This is a genomic window from Agrobacterium sp. YIC 4121 (genome assembly GCF_002008205.1).
GTDB classification, from domain to species: Bacteria; Pseudomonadota; Alphaproteobacteria; order Rhizobiales; family Rhizobiaceae; genus Agrobacterium; species Agrobacterium leguminum.
On the sequence record NZ_MRDI01000024.1, the window covers coordinates 130,594 to 153,603 of the forward strand.

21 protein-coding genes are annotated in these 23,010 nt (G+C 60.8%); 5 read left to right on the top strand and 16 right to left on the bottom strand.

Translation table 11 applies throughout. The annotated features are described in order from the left end of the window. Window positions 1-5 precede the first annotated feature (5 nt). Both BTE54_RS21325 and BTE54_RS21330 read right to left on the bottom strand, forming a co-directional pair. Window positions 6-2,093 (bottom strand): ABC transporter substrate-binding protein, encoded by a 2,088-nt coding sequence (locus BTE54_RS21325; RefSeq protein WP_078053911.1) that lies wholly within the window; start codon window positions 2,091-2,093, stop codon window positions 6-8. A 108-nt stretch (window positions 2,094-2,201) separates the two neighbouring features. Next, window positions 2,202-3,668, bottom strand: a complete 1,467-nt coding sequence (locus BTE54_RS21330; RefSeq protein WP_078053912.1) for an alpha-glucosidase/alpha-galactosidase — start codon at window positions 3,666-3,668, stop codon at window positions 2,202-2,204. A 197-nt stretch (window positions 3,669-3,865) separates the two neighbouring features. On the opposite strand from BTE54_RS21330, the gene BTE54_RS21335 reads away from it, so the two are divergent. Both BTE54_RS21335 and BTE54_RS21340 read left to right on the top strand, forming a co-directional pair. Then, window positions 3,866-4,753 carry an AraC family transcriptional regulator gene (locus tag BTE54_RS21335; RefSeq protein ID WP_078053913.1) on the top strand — a complete coding sequence of 296 codons (888 nt, stop codon included), beginning with the start codon at window positions 3,866-3,868 and terminating at the stop codon, window positions 4,751-4,753. Between the two features lie 77 nt (window positions 4,754-4,830). Then, window positions 4,831-5,298, top strand: a complete 468-nt coding sequence (locus BTE54_RS21340) for a hypothetical protein (protein ID WP_078053914.1) — start codon at window positions 4,831-4,833, stop codon at window positions 5,296-5,298. A 60-nt stretch (window positions 5,299-5,358) separates the two neighbouring features. Here BTE54_RS21340 and betC read toward each other — a convergent pair whose 3' ends face one another. Both betC and choX read right to left on the bottom strand, forming a co-directional pair. Then, a complete protein-coding gene (gene betC / locus BTE54_RS21345) occupies window positions 5,359-6,873 on the bottom strand; it encodes a choline-sulfatase (protein WP_078053915.1) in 1,515 nt (504 codons plus the stop codon). Between the two features lie 14 nt (window positions 6,874-6,887). Further along, on the bottom strand, window positions 6,888-7,841 hold the full coding sequence (gene choX, locus BTE54_RS21350; RefSeq protein WP_078053916.1) for a choline ABC transporter substrate-binding protein: 954 nt from the start codon (window positions 7,839-7,841) through the stop codon (window positions 6,888-6,890). 94 nt (window positions 7,842-7,935) lie between these two features. On the opposite strand from choX, the gene BTE54_RS21355 reads away from it, so the two are divergent. Further along, entirely contained in the window at window positions 7,936-8,832 is an 897-nt protein-coding gene (locus BTE54_RS21355; RefSeq protein ID WP_078053917.1) for a LysR family transcriptional regulator, read from the top strand. A 23-nt stretch (window positions 8,833-8,855) separates the two neighbouring features. Here the strand turns inward: BTE54_RS21355 and BTE54_RS21360 are convergent, their stop codons facing one another. From BTE54_RS21360 to BTE54_RS21385, 6 genes are all read right to left on the bottom strand, one after another. Next, window positions 8,856-10,307, bottom strand: a complete 1,452-nt coding sequence (locus BTE54_RS21360) for an aldehyde dehydrogenase (RefSeq protein ID WP_078053918.1) — start codon at window positions 10,305-10,307, stop codon at window positions 8,856-8,858. 16 nt (window positions 10,308-10,323) lie between these two features. Then, window positions 10,324-11,046, bottom strand: coding sequence for an ABC transporter ATP-binding protein (locus tag BTE54_RS21365; protein WP_078053919.1), 723 nt, complete (start codon window positions 11,044-11,046; stop codon window positions 10,324-10,326). Beyond that, window positions 11,039-11,767, bottom strand: a complete 729-nt coding sequence (locus BTE54_RS21370) for an ABC transporter ATP-binding protein (RefSeq protein ID WP_078053920.1) — start codon at window positions 11,765-11,767, stop codon at window positions 11,039-11,041. The genes BTE54_RS21365 and BTE54_RS21370 overlap by 8 nt, the downstream gene beginning before the upstream one ends. Beyond that, complete coding sequence (locus BTE54_RS21375) at window positions 11,764-12,672, bottom strand: branched-chain amino acid ABC transporter permease (protein ID WP_078053921.1); 909 nt, start codon at window positions 12,670-12,672, stop codon at window positions 11,764-11,766. The genes BTE54_RS21370 and BTE54_RS21375 overlap by 4 nt, the downstream gene beginning before the upstream one ends. Next, complete coding sequence (locus BTE54_RS21380) at window positions 12,669-13,541, bottom strand: branched-chain amino acid ABC transporter permease (protein ID WP_078053922.1); 873 nt, start codon at window positions 13,539-13,541, stop codon at window positions 12,669-12,671. Before BTE54_RS21380 ends, BTE54_RS21375 begins: the two co-directional genes overlap by 4 nt. A gap of 70 nt (window positions 13,542-13,611) precedes the next feature. Then, a complete protein-coding gene (locus BTE54_RS21385; protein ID WP_078053923.1) occupies window positions 13,612-14,826 on the bottom strand; it encodes an amino acid ABC transporter substrate-binding protein in 1,215 nt (404 codons plus the stop codon). A 134-nt stretch (window positions 14,827-14,960) separates the two neighbouring features. Here BTE54_RS21385 and BTE54_RS21390 point away from each other — a divergent pair, with 134 nt between their 5' ends. Continuing rightward, complete coding sequence (locus BTE54_RS21390) at window positions 14,961-15,833, top strand: helix-turn-helix transcriptional regulator (protein ID WP_078053924.1); 873 nt, start codon at window positions 14,961-14,963, stop codon at window positions 15,831-15,833. 19 nt (window positions 15,834-15,852) lie between these two features. Here BTE54_RS21390 and BTE54_RS21395 read toward each other — a convergent pair whose 3' ends face one another. From BTE54_RS21395 to BTE54_RS21420, 6 genes are all read right to left on the bottom strand, one after another. Then, window positions 15,853-16,152, bottom strand: a complete 300-nt coding sequence (locus BTE54_RS21395) for a HigA family addiction module antitoxin (protein ID WP_078053925.1) — start codon at window positions 16,150-16,152, stop codon at window positions 15,853-15,855. Window positions 16,153-16,207: 55 nt separating this feature from the next. Beyond that, window positions 16,208-16,489 (bottom strand): type II toxin-antitoxin system RelE/ParE family toxin, encoded by a 282-nt coding sequence (locus tag BTE54_RS21400; RefSeq protein ID WP_020009805.1) that lies wholly within the window; start codon window positions 16,487-16,489, stop codon window positions 16,208-16,210. A 61-nt stretch (window positions 16,490-16,550) separates the two neighbouring features. Next, entirely contained in the window at window positions 16,551-17,375 is an 825-nt protein-coding gene (locus BTE54_RS21405) for an ABC transporter ATP-binding protein (RefSeq protein ID WP_020809321.1), read from the bottom strand. Then, window positions 17,372-18,406 (bottom strand): iron chelate uptake ABC transporter family permease subunit, encoded by a 1,035-nt coding sequence (locus BTE54_RS21410; RefSeq protein WP_078053926.1) that lies wholly within the window; start codon window positions 18,404-18,406, stop codon window positions 17,372-17,374. Before BTE54_RS21410 ends, BTE54_RS21405 begins: the two co-directional genes overlap by 4 nt. 2 nt (window positions 18,407-18,408) lie before the next feature. Next, a complete protein-coding gene (locus BTE54_RS21415; RefSeq protein WP_078053927.1) occupies window positions 18,409-19,452 on the bottom strand; it encodes an iron ABC transporter permease in 1,044 nt (347 codons plus the stop codon). Next, entirely contained in the window at window positions 19,449-20,459 is a 1,011-nt protein-coding gene (locus BTE54_RS21420) for an iron-siderophore ABC transporter substrate-binding protein (protein WP_078053928.1), read from the bottom strand. The genes BTE54_RS21415 and BTE54_RS21420 overlap by 4 nt, the downstream gene beginning before the upstream one ends. 220 nt (window positions 20,460-20,679) lie before the next feature. On the opposite strand from BTE54_RS21420, the gene BTE54_RS21425 reads away from it, so the two are divergent. Further along, window positions 20,680-22,800, top strand: a complete 2,121-nt coding sequence (locus BTE54_RS21425) for a TonB-dependent siderophore receptor (RefSeq protein WP_078053929.1) — start codon at window positions 20,680-20,682, stop codon at window positions 22,798-22,800. Window positions 22,801-23,010: the final 210 nt, after the last annotated feature.

Below are 23,010 nucleotides of genomic sequence, written 5' to 3' on the forward strand. Positions count from 1 at the left end.
GAGTTCTAGTTAATCGGCCCGCCCTCACCCGGCTTGCCGGGAAGCTGCTGCGGGAAGAGTTCGTATTTGCCCTGCTTATCCGCCGCGACCCAAAGGCGTTCGCGGATGATGGAGTCTTCAGCCCAGTTGAACATGAAGATCGGCGTGCCCTGCGGCACATTCGAGAACCGCTTGTTGACGATCAGCGCGCCGGGATATTCGGTGAGGCCGATCGTATAGAGGTTCTGCGTATAGACCCTCTGATATTGCTTCATCAGTTCGGCCCGCTCGGCATTGTCCTGCGAGGAGATGAACTTGCGAACGAGATCGGCCATCTCCTTCTCGAACGGCATCAGATCGAGTTCCTTGCCTTCGGGCGAGCGGTGGTTCCAGCTGGTGCGCGGGCCGACAGGGGCAAGCTGCTCGGTATTCTGCACCACGGATGAAAGCTCGGTGGAGTTGCGGCGCACCAGCCAGTCGAACTGCCCGCCATAATGGGCGGCATCGCGCTGGTTGGAATCGAGGCTGTTGATGACGACGCGCAGGCCGAGTTTCGCCATCTGGCCAACAAGACCTTCCGCGAGGCTCTTGTCCGTCGCGTAACCGTTATTGACGAGAAGGGTAATCTCGACATTGCGGCCACCCAGCGTTTCCTTCGGGAAATTCAGGAAACCATCGCCGTCCGTATCCTTCAGGCCTATCGAGGCGAGCGCGGCCTTGGCGGCCTCAAGGTTGAAGGGGTAATAGACCGTGGAGGCGCGGTCATAGAAGCTGGTGCCCGATGAAATGCCGCCCGGATAGATCGCCGTGAACGGCCCCTTCACCAGCGAGTCGCCGACTGCCTTGCGGTCGATGGCCGATGTGACGGCCTGACGGAAAACCTCGTTGCGGTTCAGTTCACGAATGGCCTGCCCGCGTTCATCCGGATTGCCCCAGCTATTGGCGGAGAAATTCATCTGCAGATTATAGCCGATGAGCCGCGGCCCGAAGGCAAGACGGGCCGGCGCATTGGGGTCGGCGGCGCGTTTCAGCGAGGCGACGAAATTCTCCGGCTGTTCGAGGTTGGAGAAATCACCCGATCCCGCCACGGCCTGCACATCACGGTCGGCCCAGGTGGAAAGCTTGTAGTGGACCTCGTTGAGATAAGGCAGCTGCTGGCCCTTCTCATCCACCTTCCAGTAATAGGGATTGCGTCGCAGCACGATGATGTCATCAGGCCGGTAAGCGACCGGCACCCATGCCCCCATGACCGGCATGTTCATATATTCCGGCGGGAAAGCGTTCTTGAACTGGTTATAGGTATTCTTGGAATATTTCGGATGCTGCGGTTTCAGGATATGCGACGGCCCGGGGCAGAAGCTCGGATAGGCCATGGTGTAGAGATATTGCTTGGGAAAAGCGGCCTTGAAGGTCCATTCGACGGTGTAATCATCGATCTTCTTCAGCGTCGTTCCCTCACCGAAAGCCTCGGGCGATGCGCCGCCGCCAAGCGGTGAAACATTGGGGTCGACGACCGCATCTTCCCAGTAGAACATCACGTCATCGGCATTGAAGGACTCGCCGTCCGACCATTTCGCGCCCTTGACGAGATGCATCGTCAGCTTGTGGCCATCCTCGGACCATTCCCAGCTTTTGGCCAGATTGGGCAGCGGTTCGGTGTCCTTGGCATCCACCTGAAAGAGCGGTGCCGTGCGCGTCAGGCATTCGGAAAGGGCGATATCGATGCCGCCCCAGCCCTGGCTCTGGCCGGCAATATAGTTCCAGCCCTCGGGCCTGCCGCCGACCACATGGCGCATCGTATCGCCGTAAACGCCCATACCGTCGGGCATATTGCCGGTTTTGTAGACCAGCGGTTCTTCCGGCAGGCGCTCTTTCAAGGGCGGCAGCTTGCCGGTCTTTTCGAATTTCTCGCTGACCCAGTCAGGCTCGCTGTAGCTCGGCAGCGCCTTGAATTCGAGGATCGAATCGCGCGCCACATAGTTGATCTTGCCTTCGGCCGGAAATTGCGGCGGCTCCGGCGGCGTAGCGGTCTCGAAGGCATCCGCATTGAGTGCGATCATCGAAACACCGAGACCCAGTGCCGAGATAATACCGATCCTGCGTTGAAGTAACATCGTCATTCCTCCCAAATGGCAGCTCTTCGACCGCCCACCCTCTGTGATCGTTCTGGCCGTGGCGGCGAACTCCCTTCCGCCGCCCGGCCTGTTCCCATGCCTTTTCCTTCAAACAGCCTTTTTCAGCGCCGATTTTTCGGCCCGCAATTCTTCGATGGAACGCACATTGCGGCGTGCGGCACCGGCCCAGTCGCGGGTCTTGACGCTGGATTTCGCAAGCCGCTCCTTCGCCGCCGGCACGGCATGGGCATATTGCGGCAGCCAGCGCGCCTGCGCGACGACCATTTCGTCCACCATCTGCCAGACCTCCTCCGGTGTGGCGACGGCGCCGACCAGCGGATCGTGCAGCACGGCAAGCTTCAAAAGATCGATATCGCCTCTCACTGCCGCATGCACGGACATGCGCTGCACGTTGATGGAGGCCATGCAGGTGGCCGCACAGGCTTCCGGCAGGGTTACGCCCGAGACCATGTTGATGCCGAAACGGTCGACAAAACCGGGGGATTCGATGATGGCATCGGCTGGCAGATTGGTGATGACACCATTGTTCTTGACGTTGAAATGGCCGCGATAGACACGCCCGGTTTCCAGCGCTTCCAGAATGTGGCTCGCATGTTCATTGGAGCGCTTGGCCGGATCGATGGGCTTGGCGGCCGAGGCGAGGAACTGCGGAAACTCGGTTTCGAACCAGTTGCGTGTTTCGGTGGAGTGGCGCAGATACCCCCCGGTTTCACCGTGGATCCAGTCGGACATGTCGATCCAGCGGGCAATCTCTTCCGGCCGCTTGCGATACCACGGCAGATATTCGGACAGATGGCCGTTGCTTTCCGTCGAATAGACGCCGAACCGCTTCAGCACGTCGATGCGCAGTTTCTCTTGCTGCGAGAAGACCGGATGCGCCTCAAAGGCCGCGACCAGCTCGTCCTTGCCGATCTTGCGACCGTTGAGCCTCAGATCGATGAACCATGTCTGGTGGTTGATGCCGGAGCAGATGTAATCCAGCTCGGACACGCTTTTCGCACCGAGAATTTCGGCGATCTGTTCGGCGCCGTGCTGAACGCCGTGGCAGAGACCGACCGTATCCACCTTGCCATATTCGATGGCCGCCCAGGTGTTCATCGCCATAGGGTTGGCGTAGTTCAGGAATTTCGCACCCGGTGCGGCGACTTCGCGGATATCCTTGCAGAAATCCAGAATGACCGGAATGTTGCGCTGACCATAGAGAATGCCGCCGGCGCAGATCGTATCGCCCACGCACTGGTCGATGCCGTATTTCAGCGGAATGCGGATATCGTCCGCATAGGCTTCCAGCCCGCCGACCCGTACGCAGCTGATGATATATTTGGCGCCCTCCAGCGCCCGCCTGCGGTCGGTATCGGCCGTCACCTTGACGGGGAAACCATTGGCCTCAACGATCTTTTCAAGGATCGCCCTGATCATATCCAGATTGTGCTGGCTGATATCCGTCAGCGCGACTTCGATATCGCGAAACTCCGGCACACACAGGAGATCGATGAACAGCTTTTTCGTGAAACCGACGCTGCCTGCGCCAATAATAGCGATTTTGAAACTCATAACGCCACCTCTGTTGCAAATCGAACGGGTGAAACGGGCCGCAGGATCGTAAAATGGTGTTGCAGAAAAATACCCGTAAGAATCCCGGAAAACCGGCCTTACTCCCAATTTTTCAGCAGCAACATCCCACTGGCTGTCTCCTCGGATCGGGATTATGCGTATAATATCGGTAAGGACCAGAGAAGGATTATGCTTTCATGGGTAATTTTGTGCTGCGAGATTTGATCGATCAGGGACCCGGCATGCGAACAGTCTCGCTGCCGCGCGGCCGCCAGACGCTGCACACCATGCCGACCAGCAGCGGTTATGAAATCCGCCGCAGTGGCAATTACGACTGGGACGGGCGCAAACGCGGCCAGACGCCTTTTACCGTGCTGCAATATTGCATCGCCGGACAGGGCAACCTGCGTTACGAGAACCGCCACTATGTGGTGAGGCCGGGCGAAACCCTGCTGCTGCTTATCCCGCACAATCACCGCTACTGGCTGGAAGAAGGCAAGGAGTGGGAATTCTTCTGGATTTCCATGAATGGCGAGGAAGCCCTGCGCATTCACCGCAATATCCTCTCCGTCACCGGCCCTATCCTCAAGCTCCAGCCCGAGACCGTGGATCATCTTGCCGAATGCTGCTCGCGCCTCGTCAATGGCGCGGAAACGCCAGGCGCCGCCTCCGCCGTCGCTTATGAGGCGGCGATGACGCTTTATGACGATGTCTTCGGTTCTCATCCTTCTTTCGTCGGTGAATATCGCACCATGCAACAGGTGCTGAGCTACATCGACAGCCATCTCGGCGAACGGCTTTCGGTCAGCGACCTTGCGGCGGTGGCAGGCCTCAGCCGCGCGCATTTTTCCCGCATCTTCGCGGCAAGCGAAGGCCTTTCGCCAGCGGAATTCGTGCTGCAGCGACGCCTGCGCCGGGCGGCGAAGCTTCTCACCTCGGCTGCCAACCTTCCCATCAAGGAGGTGTCGGTGCTGTGCGGTTTCGAGGATCCGAACTATTTCTCCAAGGTCTTCCGCAGGCTCTACGGCACCAATCCGAGCGAATTTCGCACCACCGGCATGTATGCGAGCGTGCGGCAGAGCTGAACGACAACACGACTTCGTTTTGACATGTTTCAGGCGATTAAGGATGGGCGTTACGCCCTTTTTGGAGACCCGCCGAGGTGAAGAGCATAATCCGGACGATCCTCGTCTTTCCGCTTCGGGCGATCATCGTTTTCGCCCTGATCCTCGACGGCATTTTCCGCCCGCTCTACCGGCCCGTCATCAGGGCCATATCCGGACGGACATTCATCAAGCGACTGGAAAGCCGGATCGCGCGATTGCCGCGTCTTGCCATTCTCTTTTGCCTTGCGGTGCCCTTCGCCATCGCCGAACCCATGAAGATCATCGGTCTCGTCCTCATTGCCCATGGCGCCGTCAAGGTGGGACTGGTTCTGACGGTCCTTGCCCATCTCGCGACATTCCTGATCGTCGAGCGTATTTATCACGCCGGCCGGGAAAAGCTCCTCACCTATCCCTGGCTCGCATGGATCATGCGCTATGTACGTTTCGCACGGTCATTTTACGATCGCTTCAAACTTGCAGCGCTGAACTGGGTCAGGCTCCGGCTTCTCGCGTCGCTGCGATGAAAAGCAGGTCGTTTCCATTGGCGACGAACCTAAAAATGCGGCGCGATCCGCCCTACCGCTTCATTCCCCGCGCGGATACCGCTGGTTTTCCTCCAGCACGTTGAGGTCCATGTGGTTGCGCATATAGCGCTCGGAGGCTTTCTGCAAAGGCTGGTAATCCCACGGGTAATAAGCGCCGTTGCGCAACGCCTTGTAGACCACCCAGCGCCTTGCCTGGCTTTCCCGCACCGCCGCGTCGAAAACCGGGAGCTGCCATCGCCGGTCGATTTCAGCAGAAAGCGATGAGAGCACAGCACTGAAAGCAGGGTCGCCGGCAAGGTTCGTGCGTTCCTCGGGGTCCGCCTCGATATCATAGAGCAACGGCGGATCGGCCTCGCAAACCGATAGCTTGTAGCGCCCGTCGCGAAGGGCGACGAGCGGTGCTATCGAGCCTTCGGCGGCATATTCCATCGGCACCGGGCCGCGCTCGCCAGTTCCCGCCGCCAGCGCCGCCAGATCCTCGCCATCCGTCCAGCGCTTGAGCGAGGTGATATCGAGCCCCGCCAGACCGCAGAGCGTCGGCGTGACATCGAGCGTTGAGACCGGCGTGTCGATCAGAGCCGGCTGCCAGCCGGGTGCGGCCACCATCAAGGGCACGCGGGCGGAACCCTCGAAGAAACACATCTTGAACCACAGCCCGCGCTCGCCCAGCATGTCGCCATGGTCGGACAGGAAGAGGATGATCGTGTCCTCCTCCATCCGCGTCGCCTTCAGCACCTGGAGGATTTCGCCGACCTTTTCGTCGATATAGGAGATATTGGCGAAATATCCGCGCCGTGCGCGGCGTATCTGCTCCGGCGAGATATCGAAAGCCTTATGGTCGCAGGCTTCCAGCAACCGTTTCGAATGCGGATCCTGCTCGTCGAAGGCAATCGGCAGTGTCTGCGGATCAAGCGCCGGGCAATCCTCGTAGAGATCCCAGAATTTGCGCCGCGCCACATAGGGGTCGTGCGGGTGGGTGAAGCTGACCGTCAGGCACCACGGTCGTTCATCGAGGCGGCGCGACAGGTCGTAGAGCTTGCGGGTGGCGTGGTAGGCCACCTCGTCGTCATATTCCATCTGGTTGGTGATTTCGGCGACACCCGCACCGGTCACCGAACCGAGATTGTGATACCACCAGTCGATGCGCTCGCCCGGCTTCGTATAATCAGGCGTCCAGCCGAAATCGGCCGGATAGATATCCGTCGTCAAACGCTCCTCGAAGCCATGCAGCTGGTCCGGGCCGACGAAATGCATCTTTCCCGAAAGGCCGGTGTAATAACCCGCCGCCCGCAGGTGGTGCGCATAGGTCGGAATATCGGAAGCAAATTCGGCGGCATTATCGTAAACCCGCGTGCGGCTCGGCAATTGCCCGGACATGAAGGAGGCACGGGCCGGTGCGCAGAGCGGGCTTGCCGTATAGGTATTGGCGAAGCGGACAGACCGCTTCGCCAGTGTTTTAAGATGGGGTGCATGAAGAAAATCGGCCGGGCCATCGGGAAAAAACGTCCCGTTGAACTGGTCGGCCATCAGGATCAGGATATTGGGACGCGGCATTTCCACTTTCCGGCTTAGAGACCAAGCTTGCCTTTGACGGCGTCCGCACCCGGCTTGCCATCCAGCGAGGTGACACCCTGCAGCCAGCCATCCAGCGCTTTCGGATTGGCCTTCAGCCATGCAGCTGCCGCCGCCTTCGAATCCTCACCACCGAGAATGGAGCCCATCAGGCTGTTTTCCATACCGATATCGAATTTCAGGTTCTTGAACAGCGTTGCCGCATTGGGGCATTGCTGCGGCCAGCCGGTGCGGGCAAGGGTATAGACTTCCGCGCCGCCGAAATTCGGACCGAAATAGGCGTCACCGCCGGAGAGATAGGCAATATCGATCTTCTCATTCATCGGATGCGGCGCCCAGGCGAGGAAGACCACAGCCTTCTTGTCCCTGCCCGCCCGCTCCACCTGCGCCAGCATCGCCTGCTCGCCGGATTCGACTAGCTGCCAGCCCTTCAGGCCGAAATCATTGGCGTCGATGATCTTCTGGATATTCTGGTTGGCCGGGGCACCCGGCTCGATGCCATAAATCTTGCTTTCGAATTCATCGGCATGTTTGGCGAGGTCGGCGAAATCCTTCACGCCCTTTTCCACCATGTAAGAAGGCACTGCCAGCGTAAACTTTGCGCCTTCAAGATTCTTCGTCATCACCTCGGCCGCCTTGGCGGCGTTCAGATCGTCCACGAAGGATTTCTGCGCCGGCATCCAGTTGCCAAGGAAAACGTCGATTTCGCCATTCTTCATCGCCTGATAACCGATCGGCACCGACAGCGTCTTGACGTCAGCCTCATAACCCAAGGCATCGAGCAGCACGGAGGCAACGCCATTGGTGGCGGTGATGTCGGTCCAGCCCGGATCGCTGAGGCGGATGGTCTTGCAGGCCGCGTCATCGGCCGCCTGAAGCGGGGTGGAGAAGGCCGCCACGGACAGAAAGAGACCGGCGGCGATGCGATGCAGATGAGAAATGGTTTTCATTGCGGCTCCCCTTTTATCAATCCAGTTTATTGAACACCACGTTGCTTTTGCCTGTGAAGCGGGTATTTTTCGATGGTTGATATAAGGAATTTTAATGTCAGACAGGCCGCTCGATCTGGGATGGATGCGCATTTTCACCGAGGTTGCCCGCCGCGGCAGCCTGACGGCGGCGGCGGCATCCCTGCGGCTGACGCAGCCGGCCGTCAGCTATCAGATTCGCCGGCTGGAGGAGGAACTGGGTGTAACCCTCATCCGCCGCAAACATCGCGGTATCGAACTGACGACGGAGGGCCAGCGGCTGTTCGAGATTGTCTCGCGCAATGTCGACGCCATCGACCTTCTCGCACAGCAGCTTCGCCGGACGGAGGAACGGCAGACCATCCGTCTGCACACGGACTATGCCTTCTCGTCCCTGTGGCTCATCCCGAGAATGCATGGTTTTCGCGCGCTCAATCCTGACATCAATATCCAGATCGTCGCAACGCAGGACCCGCTCGGCCAGGGCAAACACGATAGCGACGTGATGATTATTTTCGGAACGCGGCAGGAGGCGGGCGACGGGGCGGTATTGCTGCTTTCGGAAAAGGTCACGCCGGTCTGCTCGCCTGCCCTGCTGGCCGAGACACCGGCACCCGCAACCGTTGCGGATTTTTCGCGGCGGAAGCTCATCCACCTCGAAAATACCTCGCAGGCGCACTGGTTCGACTGGCCTTCCTATTTCAAGCATTTTGGCGTGCATCGCGGTGCCGAGCATGATGGCGGCGACATCAGCTTCAACAATTACACCATGGTGGTGCAGGCAACCATCGGCGAGCAGGGTTTCGCGCTCGGCTGGGCCGGACTGATCGATCCGTTGCTCGAGGCGGGCGTGCTGGTGACGGCAGGCCCGAGCCTCGATGCGCCGGGACGCGGCTACTGGCTGATACGGCCGAAAAGCAGCGACGGCGCGGTGAGAAAACTCACCGGCTGGCTGATCGACGAGCGGCGGTGACGCCGCCCGCCAGCGCTATCGGTTCAGATCGGATAATGCAGCGGCCCGTCCTGCAGCGTGACCCAGCGCAGCTCGGTGAATTCCGCAATGCCCGCCGTACCGCCGAAGCGGCCATAACCGGAAGCCTTGACCCCACCGAAGGGCATCTGCGCCTCATCGTGAACGGTTGGGCCGTTGATGTGGCAAATGCCGCTTTCGATGCGGGCGGCAATCGAAAGCGCTCTTGCCTGATCCCTGCCGAAAATCGCAGCCGAAAGTCCGAACTCGGTTTCGTTGGCGATGCTCACCGCCTCATCGATGCTGCCGGCCCTGATGATCGAAACGACAGGACCGAAGCTTTCCTCCGCATAGAGCCGCATGGCGGGGGTGACGCCATCGATGGCAATCGCATCGAGCATCGTGCCGGTGCCGCCGCCACCGGCGACCTGCCGTGCGCCCTTGGAGACAGCGTCATCCACCAGCGCCCGAATGCGGGATGTCGCCTCCGCACTGACCAGCGAGCCGAGCGGTGTTTTGCCCTCACGCGGATCGCCGGCCGTGAGGCTCGACGCTTTCTTGGCGAAGGCCTCCACAAATGCATCGGCAACGCTGTCGAGCACGATGATGCGCTCCGTCGACATGCAGATCTGGCCCTGGTTCATATAGGCGCCGAAAGCGGCAGCCGCGACAGCCGCATCGATATCGGCATCATCAAGCACGATGAACGGCGCCTTGCCGCCCAGTTCCAGCAAAGCGGGTTTCAGATAACGGCCGGCGGTTTCGGCAATCACCCGGCCAACGCGGGTCGAGCCGGTGAAATTCACGCGCCTTACGGCCGGGTGTGCGATCAGCGTATCGACGATCTTTGCCGCATCTTCAGGCGCATTGGAGACGGCGTTGAGCACGCCCTTCGGCAGACCCGCCGAAGCGACGGCTTCAATGATCAGCGCATGGGTGCGCGGGCAAAGTTCCGAGGTCTTCATCACCACCGTATTGCCGCAGGCGAGCGGCGTGGCGATGGAGCGCACGCCGAGAATGACCGGCGCATTCCACGGCGCGATGGACAGCACAACGCCCGCCGGCTGGCGCAGCGCCATCGCCATGGTTCCGGGACGGTTGGAAGGAATGATCTCTCCCTTGATCTGGGTCGTCAGGCTTGCCGCCTCCACCAGCATGTCGCTTGCCAGTTTGACGTTAAAACCGGCCCAGGCATCGGTTGCGCCGATTTCTTCCTTCATCGCCTGGGTAATGTCAGGCCCGGCGGCGAGAAGCGCCTGCGCGGCGGCCAGAAGCAGGCGGCGGCGTTCACCGGGCGGCGTTGCCGACCAGACCGGGAAAGCGGCCGCCGCGGCATCGGCTGCCCGGGTGGCGTCCTCCACCGTTGCCGCCGCAGCACTCGTCGCCACATCGCCGGTGATGGGGTTGCTGCGTTCGAAACGCTTGCCGCTTGTGGCCGGGCAATGGTCGCCGCCGATGAAAAGATTGACTGTCTGCATGGTCTTCCTCCTGAATTCAGACAATGGCGGCGGTGGTACCGCCAAGAAACGCCCGTTGCACGGCGGGATCGGCGGACAGGGCCTCAGCCGTGCCTGCCCCGACAATCCGCCCTGCTTCCAGCAAATATCCACGATCGGCAAGTGCGAGGCTTTCGCGCACATTCTGCTCCACGAGTAGAATGGAAAGGCCGCTCTTCTTGATCTCCGCCAAAGCGGCAAAAAGTTCCTGCGTGACGATGGGCGCAAGGCCAAGGCTCGGCTCGTCCAGCAGCAGATAATCGGGTGCCGACATCAGCGCGCGGCCGATGGCTACCATCTGCTGTTCGCCGCCGGACATGGTGCCGGCAAGTTGCTGCCGCCGCTCGGCAAGGCGGGGAAACAGCGAGAAAATGTGCTCTCGTGTCGCCTTTTCCGCTGAACGGGCATGGCGGGGATTGGCCCCGAGACGGAGATTGTCCTCCACCGTCAGCGCCGCGAAAATTCCGCGTCCCTCCGGCACCAGCGCCACGCCCCGTTCCACGATCTGATGAGCTGGGAAAGCGGCAAGAGACGCGCCGTTGACGCGCACGTCGCCGGAGGCCGGTGCAACCATGCCACCGACCGCTTTCAGCAGTGACGATTTGCCGGCTCCATTGGCGCCAAGCAGCACCACCGTTTCGCCCTTGGCGACATTGAGCGATATGCCGTCAACCGCGAGATGTTTGCCATAGCGAATTGTTAGTGCATCTATTTCAAGCATGTGCCGCTCCCAGATAGGCGGAAATGACCTGCGGATCGTCAAGCACCGCTGCCGTCGGCCCATCGGCGATCTTGCGACCGGCCGCCATGACCACGGAGCGCGGGCAGAGTGCGCGCACGGCGGCCATGATATGTTCCACCAGCAGGATCGTCGTACCCTCGGACGCCAGCCGCCGGATCAGCGCTATTCCTTCCTGCAGCTCCGTGGGGTTGAGGCCCGCAAGCCATTCATCGAGAAGCAGAAGCTTCGGTTCGCCCGCCAGCGCACGCGTCAGTTCAAGGCGTTTCTGGTCGATATAGGTTAGATCGCCGGCCGGTATGGTTTCCCGCCCGGCAAGGCCTATTCTTTCGAGGCAGGCGCGCGCGACCTTCTCCGCCTCGGGGCGTGAAAGCCGCTGCGGGCCGAACATGGCCGATACGGCAACGTTTTCGAGCAGGGAAAGCGAAGGCAAAAGCCGCACAAGCTGGAAGGTGCGCGCCACGCCGGCGCGTGCAATCACATCCGGTCGCCTGCCCGCAATCTCCTGCCCTTTGAGCCGGATCGATCCTTCAGTGGGCTTCAGCGCCCCGGAGATAAGGTTCATCAGCGTCGTCTTGCCGGAACCGTTCGGCCCGAGCAGCCCGACGACCTCGCCGGCCTTAATGGTGAGGCCAAGGCCATCCACCGCCTTCAGTCCGCCAAAGGTCTTGCGGATATCGGTGATTTCGAGAACGGCGCTCATGCGACTTTCTCCTTTTTGCGCAGCTTCTCCAGCGCCGCCAGCACGCCATCCGGCAGCACGAAGACGATGAGGATGAAGAGAGCGCCGAGGATGATGGAAAAATGGTTGGGGAAGTTCGCGCCCAGCCACTCGAACAGCAGGAACAGCGGCACCGCACCGAGAATGGGTCCCCAGCGGCGTGTGGCTCCGCCAAGCAGGGCCATGATGACGGTGAGGAACGAGACCTGCGGATTAAACACGATGGCCGGCTCGATATAGACCCAGCGCGGGGCTTGAATGGCGCCGACCAGCGTGATGATCGTTGCCGACAGCACGAAGAGCGTCAGCTTGGTGCGGGCCAGATTGATACCCGCATGGGCGGCCACGACCTCGTCGTCACCGATTGCCTTCAATGCCAGTCCGAGCTTGCTGCGGTCGATGAGGATTGCCAGCAGGAGAGTGATGACAGCCAGCGCCAGCAATTGCCACAGCACATGCTGCGGCTCCAGCGGCAGGAAAATGTAACGCCCGAGCGTGCCGGTCACATTTACCTCATACCAGGTGATGAGCTGGCGGATAAGCTCGGCAAGGCCAAAGGAAAAGATCACGAAATAAATGCCCGCGACGCGCAGTGTGGAAAGCCCGACGACAAGCGCCAGCGCCGCGCCGACAAGGGCCGCGCACAGCAGCACTAGCGGCCATGGCAAAACCTCGCTCAGCACCGCAACCGTATAGGCCCCGACACCGAAGAAGGCGACGGTGGCGAGCGAAATGTAACGCGTCGGGCCGGAAAACATCGCCCAGGCGGAGGCCAGCGTCGCATAACCGAGAAGGCCGATGATGACGCCGACGCCATAGGCATCCAAGAAGAAAGGGGAAAGCGCCAGCAGCGCGGCTGCGGCAAGGCCGATGAGAAGCGGGATCATTTGCCCCTCCTTGCGAAGATGCCTTCCGGACGCCAGAGCAGCACCACGAGAAAGAGCAGATAGGTGGCGGCAAGCGTGAGGCCGGGATCGACATAAACGAGCACGAAGGTTTCCACGAGACCGAGCAGCAGGCCGGCCACCAGCGCGCCGAGCAGATTGCCGACACCGCCCATGATGACGACGACAAGCGCCTTCATGGTGAAGACCACGCCATAGGAGGCGGAAAAGGTCTGGTACATCGAAATCATCACCCCGCCTGCCACGGCGAGTGCGCCGCCAAGCGCAAAGCCGATTGAGGCCACACGGTTCACATCAATGCCAACCAGCGGCGCAGATTTGGGTGCCAGCGCCACCGCCCGCAGGTTGAGGCCCCAGCGGCTGTGGGTGAGCGCCAGATAAAGCCCTCCGCCGATTGCGACCGACAGGATGAACGACAGGAGCCGGTTCAGCGCCACCGTCGTGCCGAAGATGTCGACGCCATCGGATAGATAGGAATAGGAATGGTAGTTGCCGCCGAACGCCACGAGCATAATGCCCTGGATAACGAAGAGCAGCCCGAAGGTCGCCAGAATGGAATCGACTTCCAGACGGCCGGAGCCGCCCGAACGGCGCACCAGCGGCCGCATCATGACCCGGTAGATGACGAAAGACAGGGCGTAACCGAGCGGCACGATGATGAAGAGCGACCAGAGCGGCGACAGGCCATAGCCGGAAAACAGCACGAAGGTGACGAAGGCAGCCGCAATCAGCACCTCGCCATAGGCAAGGTTCATGATGCGGGCAATGCCATATTGCAGCGAAAGTCCAAGCGCGATCAGCGCATAGGTCCCTCCCAGCATCAAGCCGAAGATGAGGGTGGATAAGAACAAGGGAATATCTCCAGTAAGGAAGATGGCCGAAGCCTTCCGGCCGGGGTTCACGGCCCCGGCCGGCAAAGGCTCACCATTGCGGCTTCGGAATGACCGGCTTGGCCGCGCCTGCGCGGTCTGCGGGCGCAATCGCCACGAAACGGTCGCCCTGCCATTGCCCCGCCCACCAGAGCTGGCGAAGCTGGTTGTCTTCAAGCTTGACCGGGCCGATGACGGTGTCGAAGCTTCCCGTCGAAAGTTCATTTGCCACCGCCGCCTTGTCGAGGCCAACGCGTTGAACGGACTGGGCCAGCATTTCAAGGCTCGCATAGGTGATGGCGCTTGCCCAGCTGTCTGGCTTGGTGCCGATGAAGGCTTCGTGGCGCTTGAAATAATCCTCGATCTTGTCGCTGCTGCCATCGACGCCGCCGATGCTGATCACGCCCTCCTGCTTGCCATCGGAAACCTTCGGGAAGATCGGGAAAGCACCGCCGACGCCGACATAAAGGACCTTCGGGTTGAACTTCGCCGTCTGCGCCTGTTTCGTCACCGCAAAACTGTCAGGCGGATAGGAAAAGGCGATGAAGCTGTCCGCACCGCTCGCCGCCGCCTCGTTCACAAGTGCTGCGAAATCGGACGTGCCGACCGGATAGGTCTTGTCATAGGCAAGCGTGAAACCCGCTTCCTTCAGCGCCGGCCGCGCGGCCTTGATGAGATCGATGCCGAAACCGTCGGCCACGGAAATCACCGCGACCTTGTCGTTGATCTGGCCGGCCTCGCGTGCGGCTTTCAAGACATCGGCCAGTGCATTGGCATAGTCATGACCACCGCCGAGCATCCAGAAGCTCTTTTTCCAGCGCGCCGCGAAATCGGGCGCCTTGTCGGTAACGCCGGTCACGGCCAGTTGTGGATAACCGAAACGGTCGTAAAGCGGCGCGACGGCCAGATTGAAGCCCGTGCCCCAGGGCGGCAGAATGAAATCGACCTTGTCCTGGCTCGCCAGACGCTCGGTGAACCGCACGGCATCCTCGGCCGAGGACCGGTCGTCATACTCCACCACTTCCACCGGCAGGCGCTTGCCATCCGGAAGGGTGAGGCCGCCTGCGTCGTTGACCTCTTTCACCCATAATTTGTAGTTCGGAATGGTGGTTATGCCAGCACCCGTGGCATTTGCACCGCTTTTCGAAACGGCATAACCGATCTTCACCGAGGTACGGTCCTGCGCAATGGCGTGACCGAAAGATACCGCCGACAAGGCAGCACCGGAGAGCAGGCAGAACAGCGTTCTGCGCTTCAGATTATTCATGATGTTCCTCCCAAAGCGCCTTATCGGGGTTGCCGTTCTCCTCAAGGCTTTCCCCTGCGCTGATCAAAGTTTAGCAATGACAGCCACATATAAAATGCACTAATGTAGCGCATTATTGTACTCTTGGAGGCCGAATGGCGATGCATAGCCAGATTGCCGGCAATCGCGTGGAGATCACGGCGCGCACCCTCGCCTCGACGCTGCGCATATCCGAGTTCCGGCTGGAATCGGATAGTGCCCATCTGCTTCTCCTGTCGGCCGGGGAAGCGGAAATCATACAGGGCGAAAAGACGCTGCCTGTCCCAGCACCGGGGCTCGTCTGGCTGCCCATCGGCCCCGCCGGCCGCCTGCGGCTGACTGCCGGAAGCCGTGGATCGCTGCTGAGGACGAGCGAAATCGGGCTTGCCCATGCGATGCCCACCGGCACGAGCGCAAGCGCCGTGCGCAATATATTGCAGCGTGTTCTGACGCAGGCGCCGGCGGAGAAAGACCGGCAGGAACTTGCGGGTTATCTCGAGACCATCGCCCGCGAAAATGTCCGCGCGACAACCGGTTCGGACACGATCATCGCCAGCCTGCTCTCCGTCACCCTCATTCGCATCTGCCAGCACGCCATAGCCGATATTGCCGCAGCCGTCTCAACGCCCGGCAGCCTCACCGAGCGCTTTGTGCTGCTGGTCAGCCAGCACAAACGCGATCAATGGGGCGTGGAAGATTATGCAAGGCAACTCGGCGTCAACCGCGAACGGCTGGGATTTGCGGTGCGCAAGGCGACGGGGCTTTCGCCGCAGGCCTATATTCATCGGGAACTGTTGTCCGAAGCGCGTGACCTTCTTCTGAACTCATCGCTGCAAGTGGCTGAAATCGCGTTCCGATTGGGATTTCAGGACCCCGGTTATTTCAATCGCTTTTTCACCCGCAACGAAGGCACATCTCCCGGCCGGTTCAGGAGAACGGCAACGCGAATGCAGAACGTGCCGCCGCCGTCTTATGCGGCCTGGCCGTGACCTGACGGGCGGCTGAGAATTAGGCCGCTTCCAGTTCCTTGATATTGGCAAGGTCCGCTTCCAGCTTCACAGCCGCCGCCTTAATGTCAAAGGCGTTCTGCAAGTTCAGCCAATATTCCGGTGTGGTCTTGAAAAACTTTGCAAGGCGCAAGGCGGTGTCGGCGGTGATACCAAGTTTCTCTCCCGCAATCCGTTCTATGCGGGTGCGCGGAATATTGAGGTGCCTTGCAAGAGCGTAAGCCGACATCCCCAGCGGCTCAAGATAGAGTTCCCGCAGGATTTCGCCCGGATGGATCGGAGGCGATTTACTGATTGTCATGCTCGCTGGCCCTCCTTGGCCGATTTTTCATGAGCCTCTCCACGAGAATGCCAGACTAGTGATAGTCGGTTATTTCCACGCTTTCCGGCCCTGCTTCCGTCCAGACGAAGCAGATGCGCCACTGCTTGTTAATCCGGATCGAATATTGGCCCTCACGATCGCCGGACAGCTTTTCCAAACGATTGCCGGGCGGTGAGCGAAGGTCTTCTACCGTGGTCGCCGCATCCAGGATCGTGAGCAGCTGCTGGGCGCGGCGTACCAGATCGGCGGGGAAGCCCTTCTTCACAGATCCGTCGTCAATCGATGCGGTCAGCTTGTTTTTGAAAGAACGGATCATTGCTGGCCTCGTGATGTTGGTATCATAAACAGATACGCACAGAAGTCAACAGAACCGTATCTTAAAGAGATACGGCTTTTGCCGCCCCCGCCACCGTTCGATGCCGCCCGATCGGCAGCATCATCGGCTTGCCCGAGGTCGGATCTTCGATGACCCGACTTTCGATGCCGAAGACGTGGCGGACATTCTCCTCCGTCAATACGTCCTCCGGCGTGCCGAAGACATGCAGCTTCCCGTCCCTCATGGCGACGAGATGATCGGCATAACGGGCTGCGAGATTGAGATCGTGCAGCACCATGACGATGGTGGTCTCCCGGGCGTGGTTGAGATCGGTCAGAAGGTCCAGCACCTCGACCTGGTGGCTAATATCGAGGAAGGTGGTCGGTTCATCCAGCAGCAATATGTCTGTCTGCTGGGCGAGCGCCATGGCGATCCAGACGCGTTGCCGCTGGCCGCCGGAAAGCTCGTCCACCGGCCGCTCGGCCAGTTCCACCGTATCGGTTGCGACAAGGGCTGCGGCGACGGCCTCGTCGTCCTGTCGCGACCAGCGGGCGAACAGGCCGTGATGCGGGTGCCGGCCACGGCTGACCAGATCGGCAACCACGATGCCCTCCGGCGCTATCGGCGATTGCGGCAAAAGGCCCATGCGCCGTGCGAGGTCGCGTGAGGGAAGACGATGGATCGATTTTCCATCGAGCAGAACCTGACCGGCGCGCGGCGCAATGAGCCGCGACATGCTGCGCAGCAGGGTGGACTTGCCGCAGGCATTGGCGCCGACGATGACGGTGATCTTCCCGCGCGGAACGGTGAGATCCAGCCCGTCGATAATGAGGTTTTCGCCGTAGCCGGCCGACAGGCCATTCACGGAAAGGGAGTGGCCGGTCATAACGAGCCTCCGCTGCGGTTGACCCGCACGATAAGGTAAATCAGATAGGGCGCACCGAGCGCGCCGGTAACGACGCCGACCGGGTAACGGCCCGGCAACAGGAACTGGCCACAATAATCGCCCACCAGCACCAGCGCCGCCCCAACCAGCGCCGCAGGAAGGAGCAGCGAGCCGTTGCTGCCGACAATGCGCGCCGCAATCGGCCCGGAGAGGAAAGCGACAAACGCGATGGGACCCGACACCGCCGTTGCAAAGGCGATCATGCCCACGGCGGCGATGATGACGATGATGCGCGTTCGCCTCACCCTCACACCAAGCGCTGCTGCGGCGTCGTCCCCCAGTCTCAACGCTTCCAGATCACGCGCACGGCTGAGGAGCAGGCCGCCGAAAAGGATCAGCGCGATGAGGAGCGGCAGCAGTTGCGTGATTTTCGCGCCGTTGACGCTGCCGGTCAGCCAGCGCATCGCCTCCTGCAGCGTCCATGCCGGCGCGACGGAGAGGATATAGGCGATGAAGCTTTCCAGCATGGCTGAAACGCCGATGCCGACAAGGATCAGCCGCGTTCCGGCCACGCCGTTGCGGAAAGACAGGAGATAGACGAGAAGCGCGACGCCAAGACCGGCCGCGACGGCGAAGACCGAGACCAGCGGCCCATTCATCTGCAGGACGACGATGGCGAAAACGGCTGCCGCGCTCGCCCCGGAACTAATGCCGATAATATCGGGGCTGGCGAGCGGGTTGCGCAGCATGATCTGGAAGGCGACGCCGCCAAGCCCGAAGCTCAAGCCTGCCAGAATCGACAGCAGCGCGCGCGGCAGGCGCAGCTGCCCGACGGTGAAGGTTACCCCGGCAATGTCCTCCCCCAACAGAACGCGACTGACATCGCCGGGCGGCGTGAAGGATTGCCCGAGCATCAGCGTCGTTGCGAAAGCGGCAATCAGAAGCGCCGACAGGGCGGCGATGACAAGGCGACGCCGGCGCTGGCGGGCATGGCGATTGAAGACGAGATTTTCGATGACGGGAGCATACATGGTCACAATTCACGCACCCTCTGGCGTCTGACAATCCAGATGAAGAAAGGCGCGCCGACAAGGGCGGTGACAATGCCGACATCGAGTTCCGACGGCCGCGCCACGATGCGCCCGACAATATCGGCGGCAAGCAGCAGGCACGCCCCGCCGAGCGCCGAGAACGGCAGCAGCCAGCGATTGTCCACACCGACGAGCAGACGGCAGAGATGCGGCACCACCAGCCCGACAAAACCGATCGGACCGCAAATGGCGGTAGCTGCACCGCAGAGCAGGATGGCGCCGAAGGAGGCCACGGCTCTCGCCACCGCAACATTCTCGCCGAGCCCGGCGGCGAGTTCATCTCCGAGCGCCAGAGAGTTCAGCTTGCGCGCCGAAAGCAGGCTGATGATGAAGCCGGCGGCCAGAAAGGGCAGCACGGTCTCAATGCGCTCGAAAGTCGCCCCGCCGACGCCGCCGATCTGCCAGGAGCGGATGCCGCCGGCAATATCGCTGCGCGGCAGAACGACGGCGATGACGAGTGAGGAAAAGGCGACGGAGGTGGCGGCGCCCGCAAGTGCAAGTTTCAGCGGGGTCGCCCCGCCTCGGCCTAGCGAGCCGACAACATAAACGAAAACCGCTGATACCCCCGCCCCGGCAATTGCGACCATGATGAAGGCCTGAGCCGAGGCGATGCCGAACCAGACGATGCCGATGACGACGGCGAGCGACGCCCCCATGTTCACACCGAGAATGCCGGGATCGGCAAGCGGATTGCGCGTGACACCCTGCATGATGGCCCCGGCCAGCCCGAGTGCGGCGCCGGAGAGCAGGGCAAGCAGCGTGCGCGGCAAACGCACGGCAACCGCCGCCTCGGCAACCGTCTCGACGCGGCCGCTGAGCCCGCCAACAATATCCGCAAAAGAGACGTCACGCGTGCCGATGGCGACGGACAGCGCACAGAGCAGCGCGAGAAGCGCCAGCACCGCGCCGAGCCAGGCCGTTCGCGCGCGGTTGGAGCGGCCGGCGAGCAGCACAGCCGTCGCTTTGCCGGGTCCAGACGTTGTCACTGCGATTTCCCGGAGGATTTATCCGCAGCCTTTGCCAGAAGATCGGCATAGTCCTTCAACACCCACGAAATCGACAGCGGCGTGGGATTGGAGGCGGTGCCGAGCGGGTCGCGGCCCAGCATGACGATGGCATTGTTGGCAACGGCCGGCATGCGGGCGAGAAGCGGATCGGCGCGCATGGCGTTCAGCAGCGGCTCACTGCCATAGGTCACGACGATATCGACATCGTCGAAGGCATCCACACGCTCGGCGCTGACGCCGGCGGCGAATTGCCCCGGCTTCGTGGCTTCCACGACGCTTTTCGGCGAGACAAGTCCAAGATCGGCGAAAAACTTCACCCTGGTGTCATTGGCCGTATAGAAATTGACGACGCTGAGATTGGTGGCATCGAGATGGGTGACGAACATGGCTGATTTGCCCTTCAACTGCGGGTGGCCGGCAACGACCTGCGCAATCTCACCCTCGATGCGTTTGATGAGCGCCTCACCTTCCGCAACCATGCCAAGGCCGGCGCTGTTCAATCGGATCATCTCGCGCCAGTCCGTCGCCCAGGGAGAAACGGGATAGGCAACGACAGGGGCGATCTGGCTCAGCGTATCGTAGTCGGACTGGCTGAGGCCTGAATAGGCGGCAAGGATGACATCCGGCTGCGTCGCCGCCACCGCCTCGAAATCGATGCCGTCACCCTCGTCGAACAGCACGGGCTTTGCCGCGCTGAGTTCGGTGAGCCGCTTTGCCACCCATGGCAGCAGGCCATCGCCGTCATCATCGCCGAAATTGGCCGCGGCAAAACCGACGGGCACGATGCCGAGCGCCAGCGGCACCTCATGGTTGGCCCAGGCGACAGTCGCGACCCGCTGCGGTTTCTTCGCAATCGTGGTCGTGCCGAAAGCATGTTTGATGACGATGGGATAGCTGGTCGTCTCCTCCGCCGAGGCCATATTCGGCGCGATCAGCGACAGGAAAAGCACAAATACCGGCAGGACGCAGCGAAACTGGCGAAGCATTGGCGAGCTCTCAAAAGTTCAAAAGTGGACTTGAACTCTCAGCTTCAATTGCCTCCGTCAAGCCCAGGCAAGAAATGCCGTCGCAACAGCGGTGAAATTTCCGGGGTTTTGTACAAAACCGCAAAAAGTTACAATACCGGACAAACTTTCTCAAGTTATTGGGCGCTTTGAGAGTGGGCCGTGGAAGCGGCGATCGGGCATCAACTTCTGGAACATACCAATGAATATCGAAACCGAAGGCAGACACCGCAAAACCGCGCGACGTCGTTATCAGGATACTGCGCTGCTTGCCTGCACGGCGCTTGTCGCCACCCTGCCCGGCCCCTTGCTGGCGCAGGAGGCTGCCACCACGAACAGCAGCACGGTTCTGGAACGGATCACCATCGAAAGCGGTGACAATGACCAGAAGTCCATCGTCGCCAACCGCACGACGAGTGGCAGCAAGATGGCGACCGATATTCTCGACACACCGGCCTCGGTCTCCGTCATCACCGCCAAGGAAATGCAGCAGCGCGGCGTGCAGAGCGTGGAAGAAGCGCTGCAATATACCGCCGGTGTAACCACGGATTTTTACGGCTCCGACGACCGGTTCGACTATTTCAAGATTCGCGGTTTCGACGCTTATACCTATCGCGACGGGTTGACGCTTGGCCGTCCCTTCGGCGCGCTGCGCGAGGAAACCTATGCCTATGAGCGTGTTGAAGTGCTGAAGGGCGGCAATTCCACCACCTTTGGCGTCTCAGATCCCGGCGGCTCGGTGAATTACTCCACCAAGGTGCCGAAACGCACCCGTTTCGGTGAAGCCTATGTCACCGGCGGCTCCTATGGCCGCGCCGAAACCGGCTTCGATTTCGGGGACAACATCACCAGCGACGACACGCTGTCCTATCGCCTGACCGGCAAGCTCAGAAATGCCGATGCGGAATATGACTATTCCCGCGACGACGAGAAATTCTTCATGGGCGGCCTGACATGGCGTCCCACGGACGTCACCAGCCTTACCGTAGTTTACGATCATCTCAACAAGGATGGCGTTCCGGGCGGCGGCGGCCATCCCGTCGGCTCGCATTTCGACCGGAGCCGTTTCTTCGGCGAACCGGACTACAATTATCGCGGCACAAACCGCAATTCGCTGAGCGTGATGTTCGACCACGATTTCGGCTCCGGCCTGACGCTGAGTTCCAACGCCCGCTACAGCAAGGCGAATACGGACTTCGGTTATGCTTACATCTCGTCCACGCCGACCAACGGTTCGACAATCGCCAACCGGTCCTATTTCGGCAACGACACCGAGACCGAAAACTTCCTGGTCGACACGCGCCTGCAATACGATACGCGGTTTGAAAATGTCGAAAGCCGCAGCCTCGTCGGCGTCTTCTACAATGACTACACCTCCGGCAGCAAAAACTACTTCGGCGCTGCGCCGAGCATAAACTGGACGAACCCGGTCTATACCGGCGCCCCCTCCACGGTGCCGCTCTTCTCCAACTCGCTGACCGACCAGAAGACTAGAGCGATCTACCTGCAACAGGACCTGACCTTCTTCGACAGGCTGATCGTCAGCGCCGGCCTGCGCAACGACTGGATCGACACCGACCAGACCAACCGGCTGAACGGCACGACGGCGAGCGGCGACATCAGCGAACTGACCAAGCGTATCGGCGTGTCCTACAAGGTCACCAATGAAATCGCGCCCTATATCAGCTACGCCGAGTCGGTGGTGCCGGCATCTGGTCTGACGGTAGAGCCCGAACGCGGCGAACAGATCGAACTCGGCGTGAAATATCGTCCGGACGCTTTCCCGGCCCTGTTCACCGCGTCGATCTACGATCTGAAGAAGAACAACATCACCGTCACCAGCCCGATCACCAGCCTGCCGACGACCATCGGCGAGGTGCGTGTGCGCGGTCTCGATCTCGAAGCCAAGGCGGAAGTCACCGACAATCTCAGCCTGACGGCCGCCTATTCCTATCTCGACGCGGAAATCACTGAAAACGGCGCCGGCGGCAATGTCGGCAACCGGCCGCAATTCGTGCCCGAGCATCAGGCCTCGCTGTGGGTCAACTACACGCTTGCGGGCAACGACCATTTCGGTGACATGACCTTCGGTCTCGGCGGTCGCTATACGGGCGCTTATTATTTCGACAATGCCAACAAGGTCGAAACCGGCAGCAGCGTGACCGTGGATGCGGCGTTCAGCTACAAGATTCAGGAAACCGCCTCGCTGGACGTCAACGTTTCCAACATCTTCAACGAAAAACACGTCTCTTATGGCGGGTTCGGCGCTGACTTTTACAATCCCGGCCGGGCGTTTTCCGTAACTTTGCGAAAGACATGGTGAAAATCGATATTAGCAATATTTTTCAATATATTGAATAATTTCCCTAATGCACCACGTCATCCTCGGGCTCGTCCCACGACTGTCCGGTTTAAATTTGCGGCCATTGGAAGGCCATCTGGTTTTGGTTTCTGGGTTTGTCTGGTGGCGGGTTTAGAAGCCGATCGGTGCGTCGCCGGTGCATGAGGTTTGCGCGTACCAGCCGGGCGAAGG

Coding starts and splice junctions, on each gene's coding strand:
- betC (WP_078053915.1), bottom strand. CDS start 6,873: ATGCCGCGTCCCAATATCCTGATCCTGATGGCCGACCAGTTCAACGGG.
- BTE54_RS21425 (WP_078053929.1), top strand. CDS start 20,680: ATGAATATCGAAACCGAAGGCAGACACCGCAAAACCGCGCGACGTCGT.
- BTE54_RS21335 (WP_078053913.1), top strand. CDS start 3,866: ATGGGTAATTTTGTGCTGCGAGATTTGATCGATCAGGGACCCGGCATG.
- BTE54_RS21325 (WP_078053911.1), bottom strand. CDS start 2,093: ATGTTACTTCAACGCAGGATCGGTATTATCTCGGCACTGGGTCTCGGT.
- BTE54_RS21365 (WP_078053919.1), bottom strand. CDS start 11,046: ATGCTTGAAATAGATGCACTAACAATTCGCTATGGCAAACATCTCGCG.
- BTE54_RS21420 (WP_078053928.1), bottom strand. CDS start 20,459: ATGCTTCGCCAGTTTCGCTGCGTCCTGCCGGTATTTGTGCTTTTCCTG.
- BTE54_RS21400 (WP_020009805.1), bottom strand. CDS start 16,489: ATGATCCGTTCTTTCAAAAACAAGCTGACCGCATCGATTGACGACGGA.
- BTE54_RS21405 (WP_020809321.1), bottom strand. CDS start 17,375: ATGACCGGCCACTCCCTTTCCGTGAATGGCCTGTCGGCCGGCTACGGC.
- BTE54_RS21395 (WP_078053925.1), bottom strand. CDS start 16,152: ATGACAATCAGTAAATCGCCTCCGATCCATCCGGGCGAAATCCTGCGG.
- BTE54_RS21385 (WP_078053923.1), bottom strand. CDS start 14,826: ATGAATAATCTGAAGCGCAGAACGCTGTTCTGCCTGCTCTCCGGTGCT.
- BTE54_RS21355 (WP_078053917.1), top strand. CDS start 7,936: ATGTCAGACAGGCCGCTCGATCTGGGATGGATGCGCATTTTCACCGAG.
- BTE54_RS21330 (WP_078053912.1), bottom strand. CDS start 3,668: ATGAGTTTCAAAATCGCTATTATTGGCGCAGGCAGCGTCGGTTTCACG.
- BTE54_RS21375 (WP_078053921.1), bottom strand. CDS start 12,672: ATGATCCCGCTTCTCATCGGCCTTGCCGCAGCCGCGCTGCTGGCGCTT.
- BTE54_RS21370 (WP_078053920.1), bottom strand. CDS start 11,767: ATGAGCGCCGTTCTCGAAATCACCGATATCCGCAAGACCTTTGGCGGA.
- choX (WP_078053916.1), bottom strand. CDS start 7,841: ATGAAAACCATTTCTCATCTGCATCGCATCGCCGCCGGTCTCTTTCTG.
- BTE54_RS21410 (WP_078053926.1), bottom strand. CDS start 18,406: ATGTATGCTCCCGTCATCGAAAATCTCGTCTTCAATCGCCATGCCCGC.
- BTE54_RS21360 (WP_078053918.1), bottom strand. CDS start 10,307: ATGCAGACAGTCAATCTTTTCATCGGCGGCGACCATTGCCCGGCCACA.
- BTE54_RS21390 (WP_078053924.1), top strand. CDS start 14,961: ATGGCGATGCATAGCCAGATTGCCGGCAATCGCGTGGAGATCACGGCG.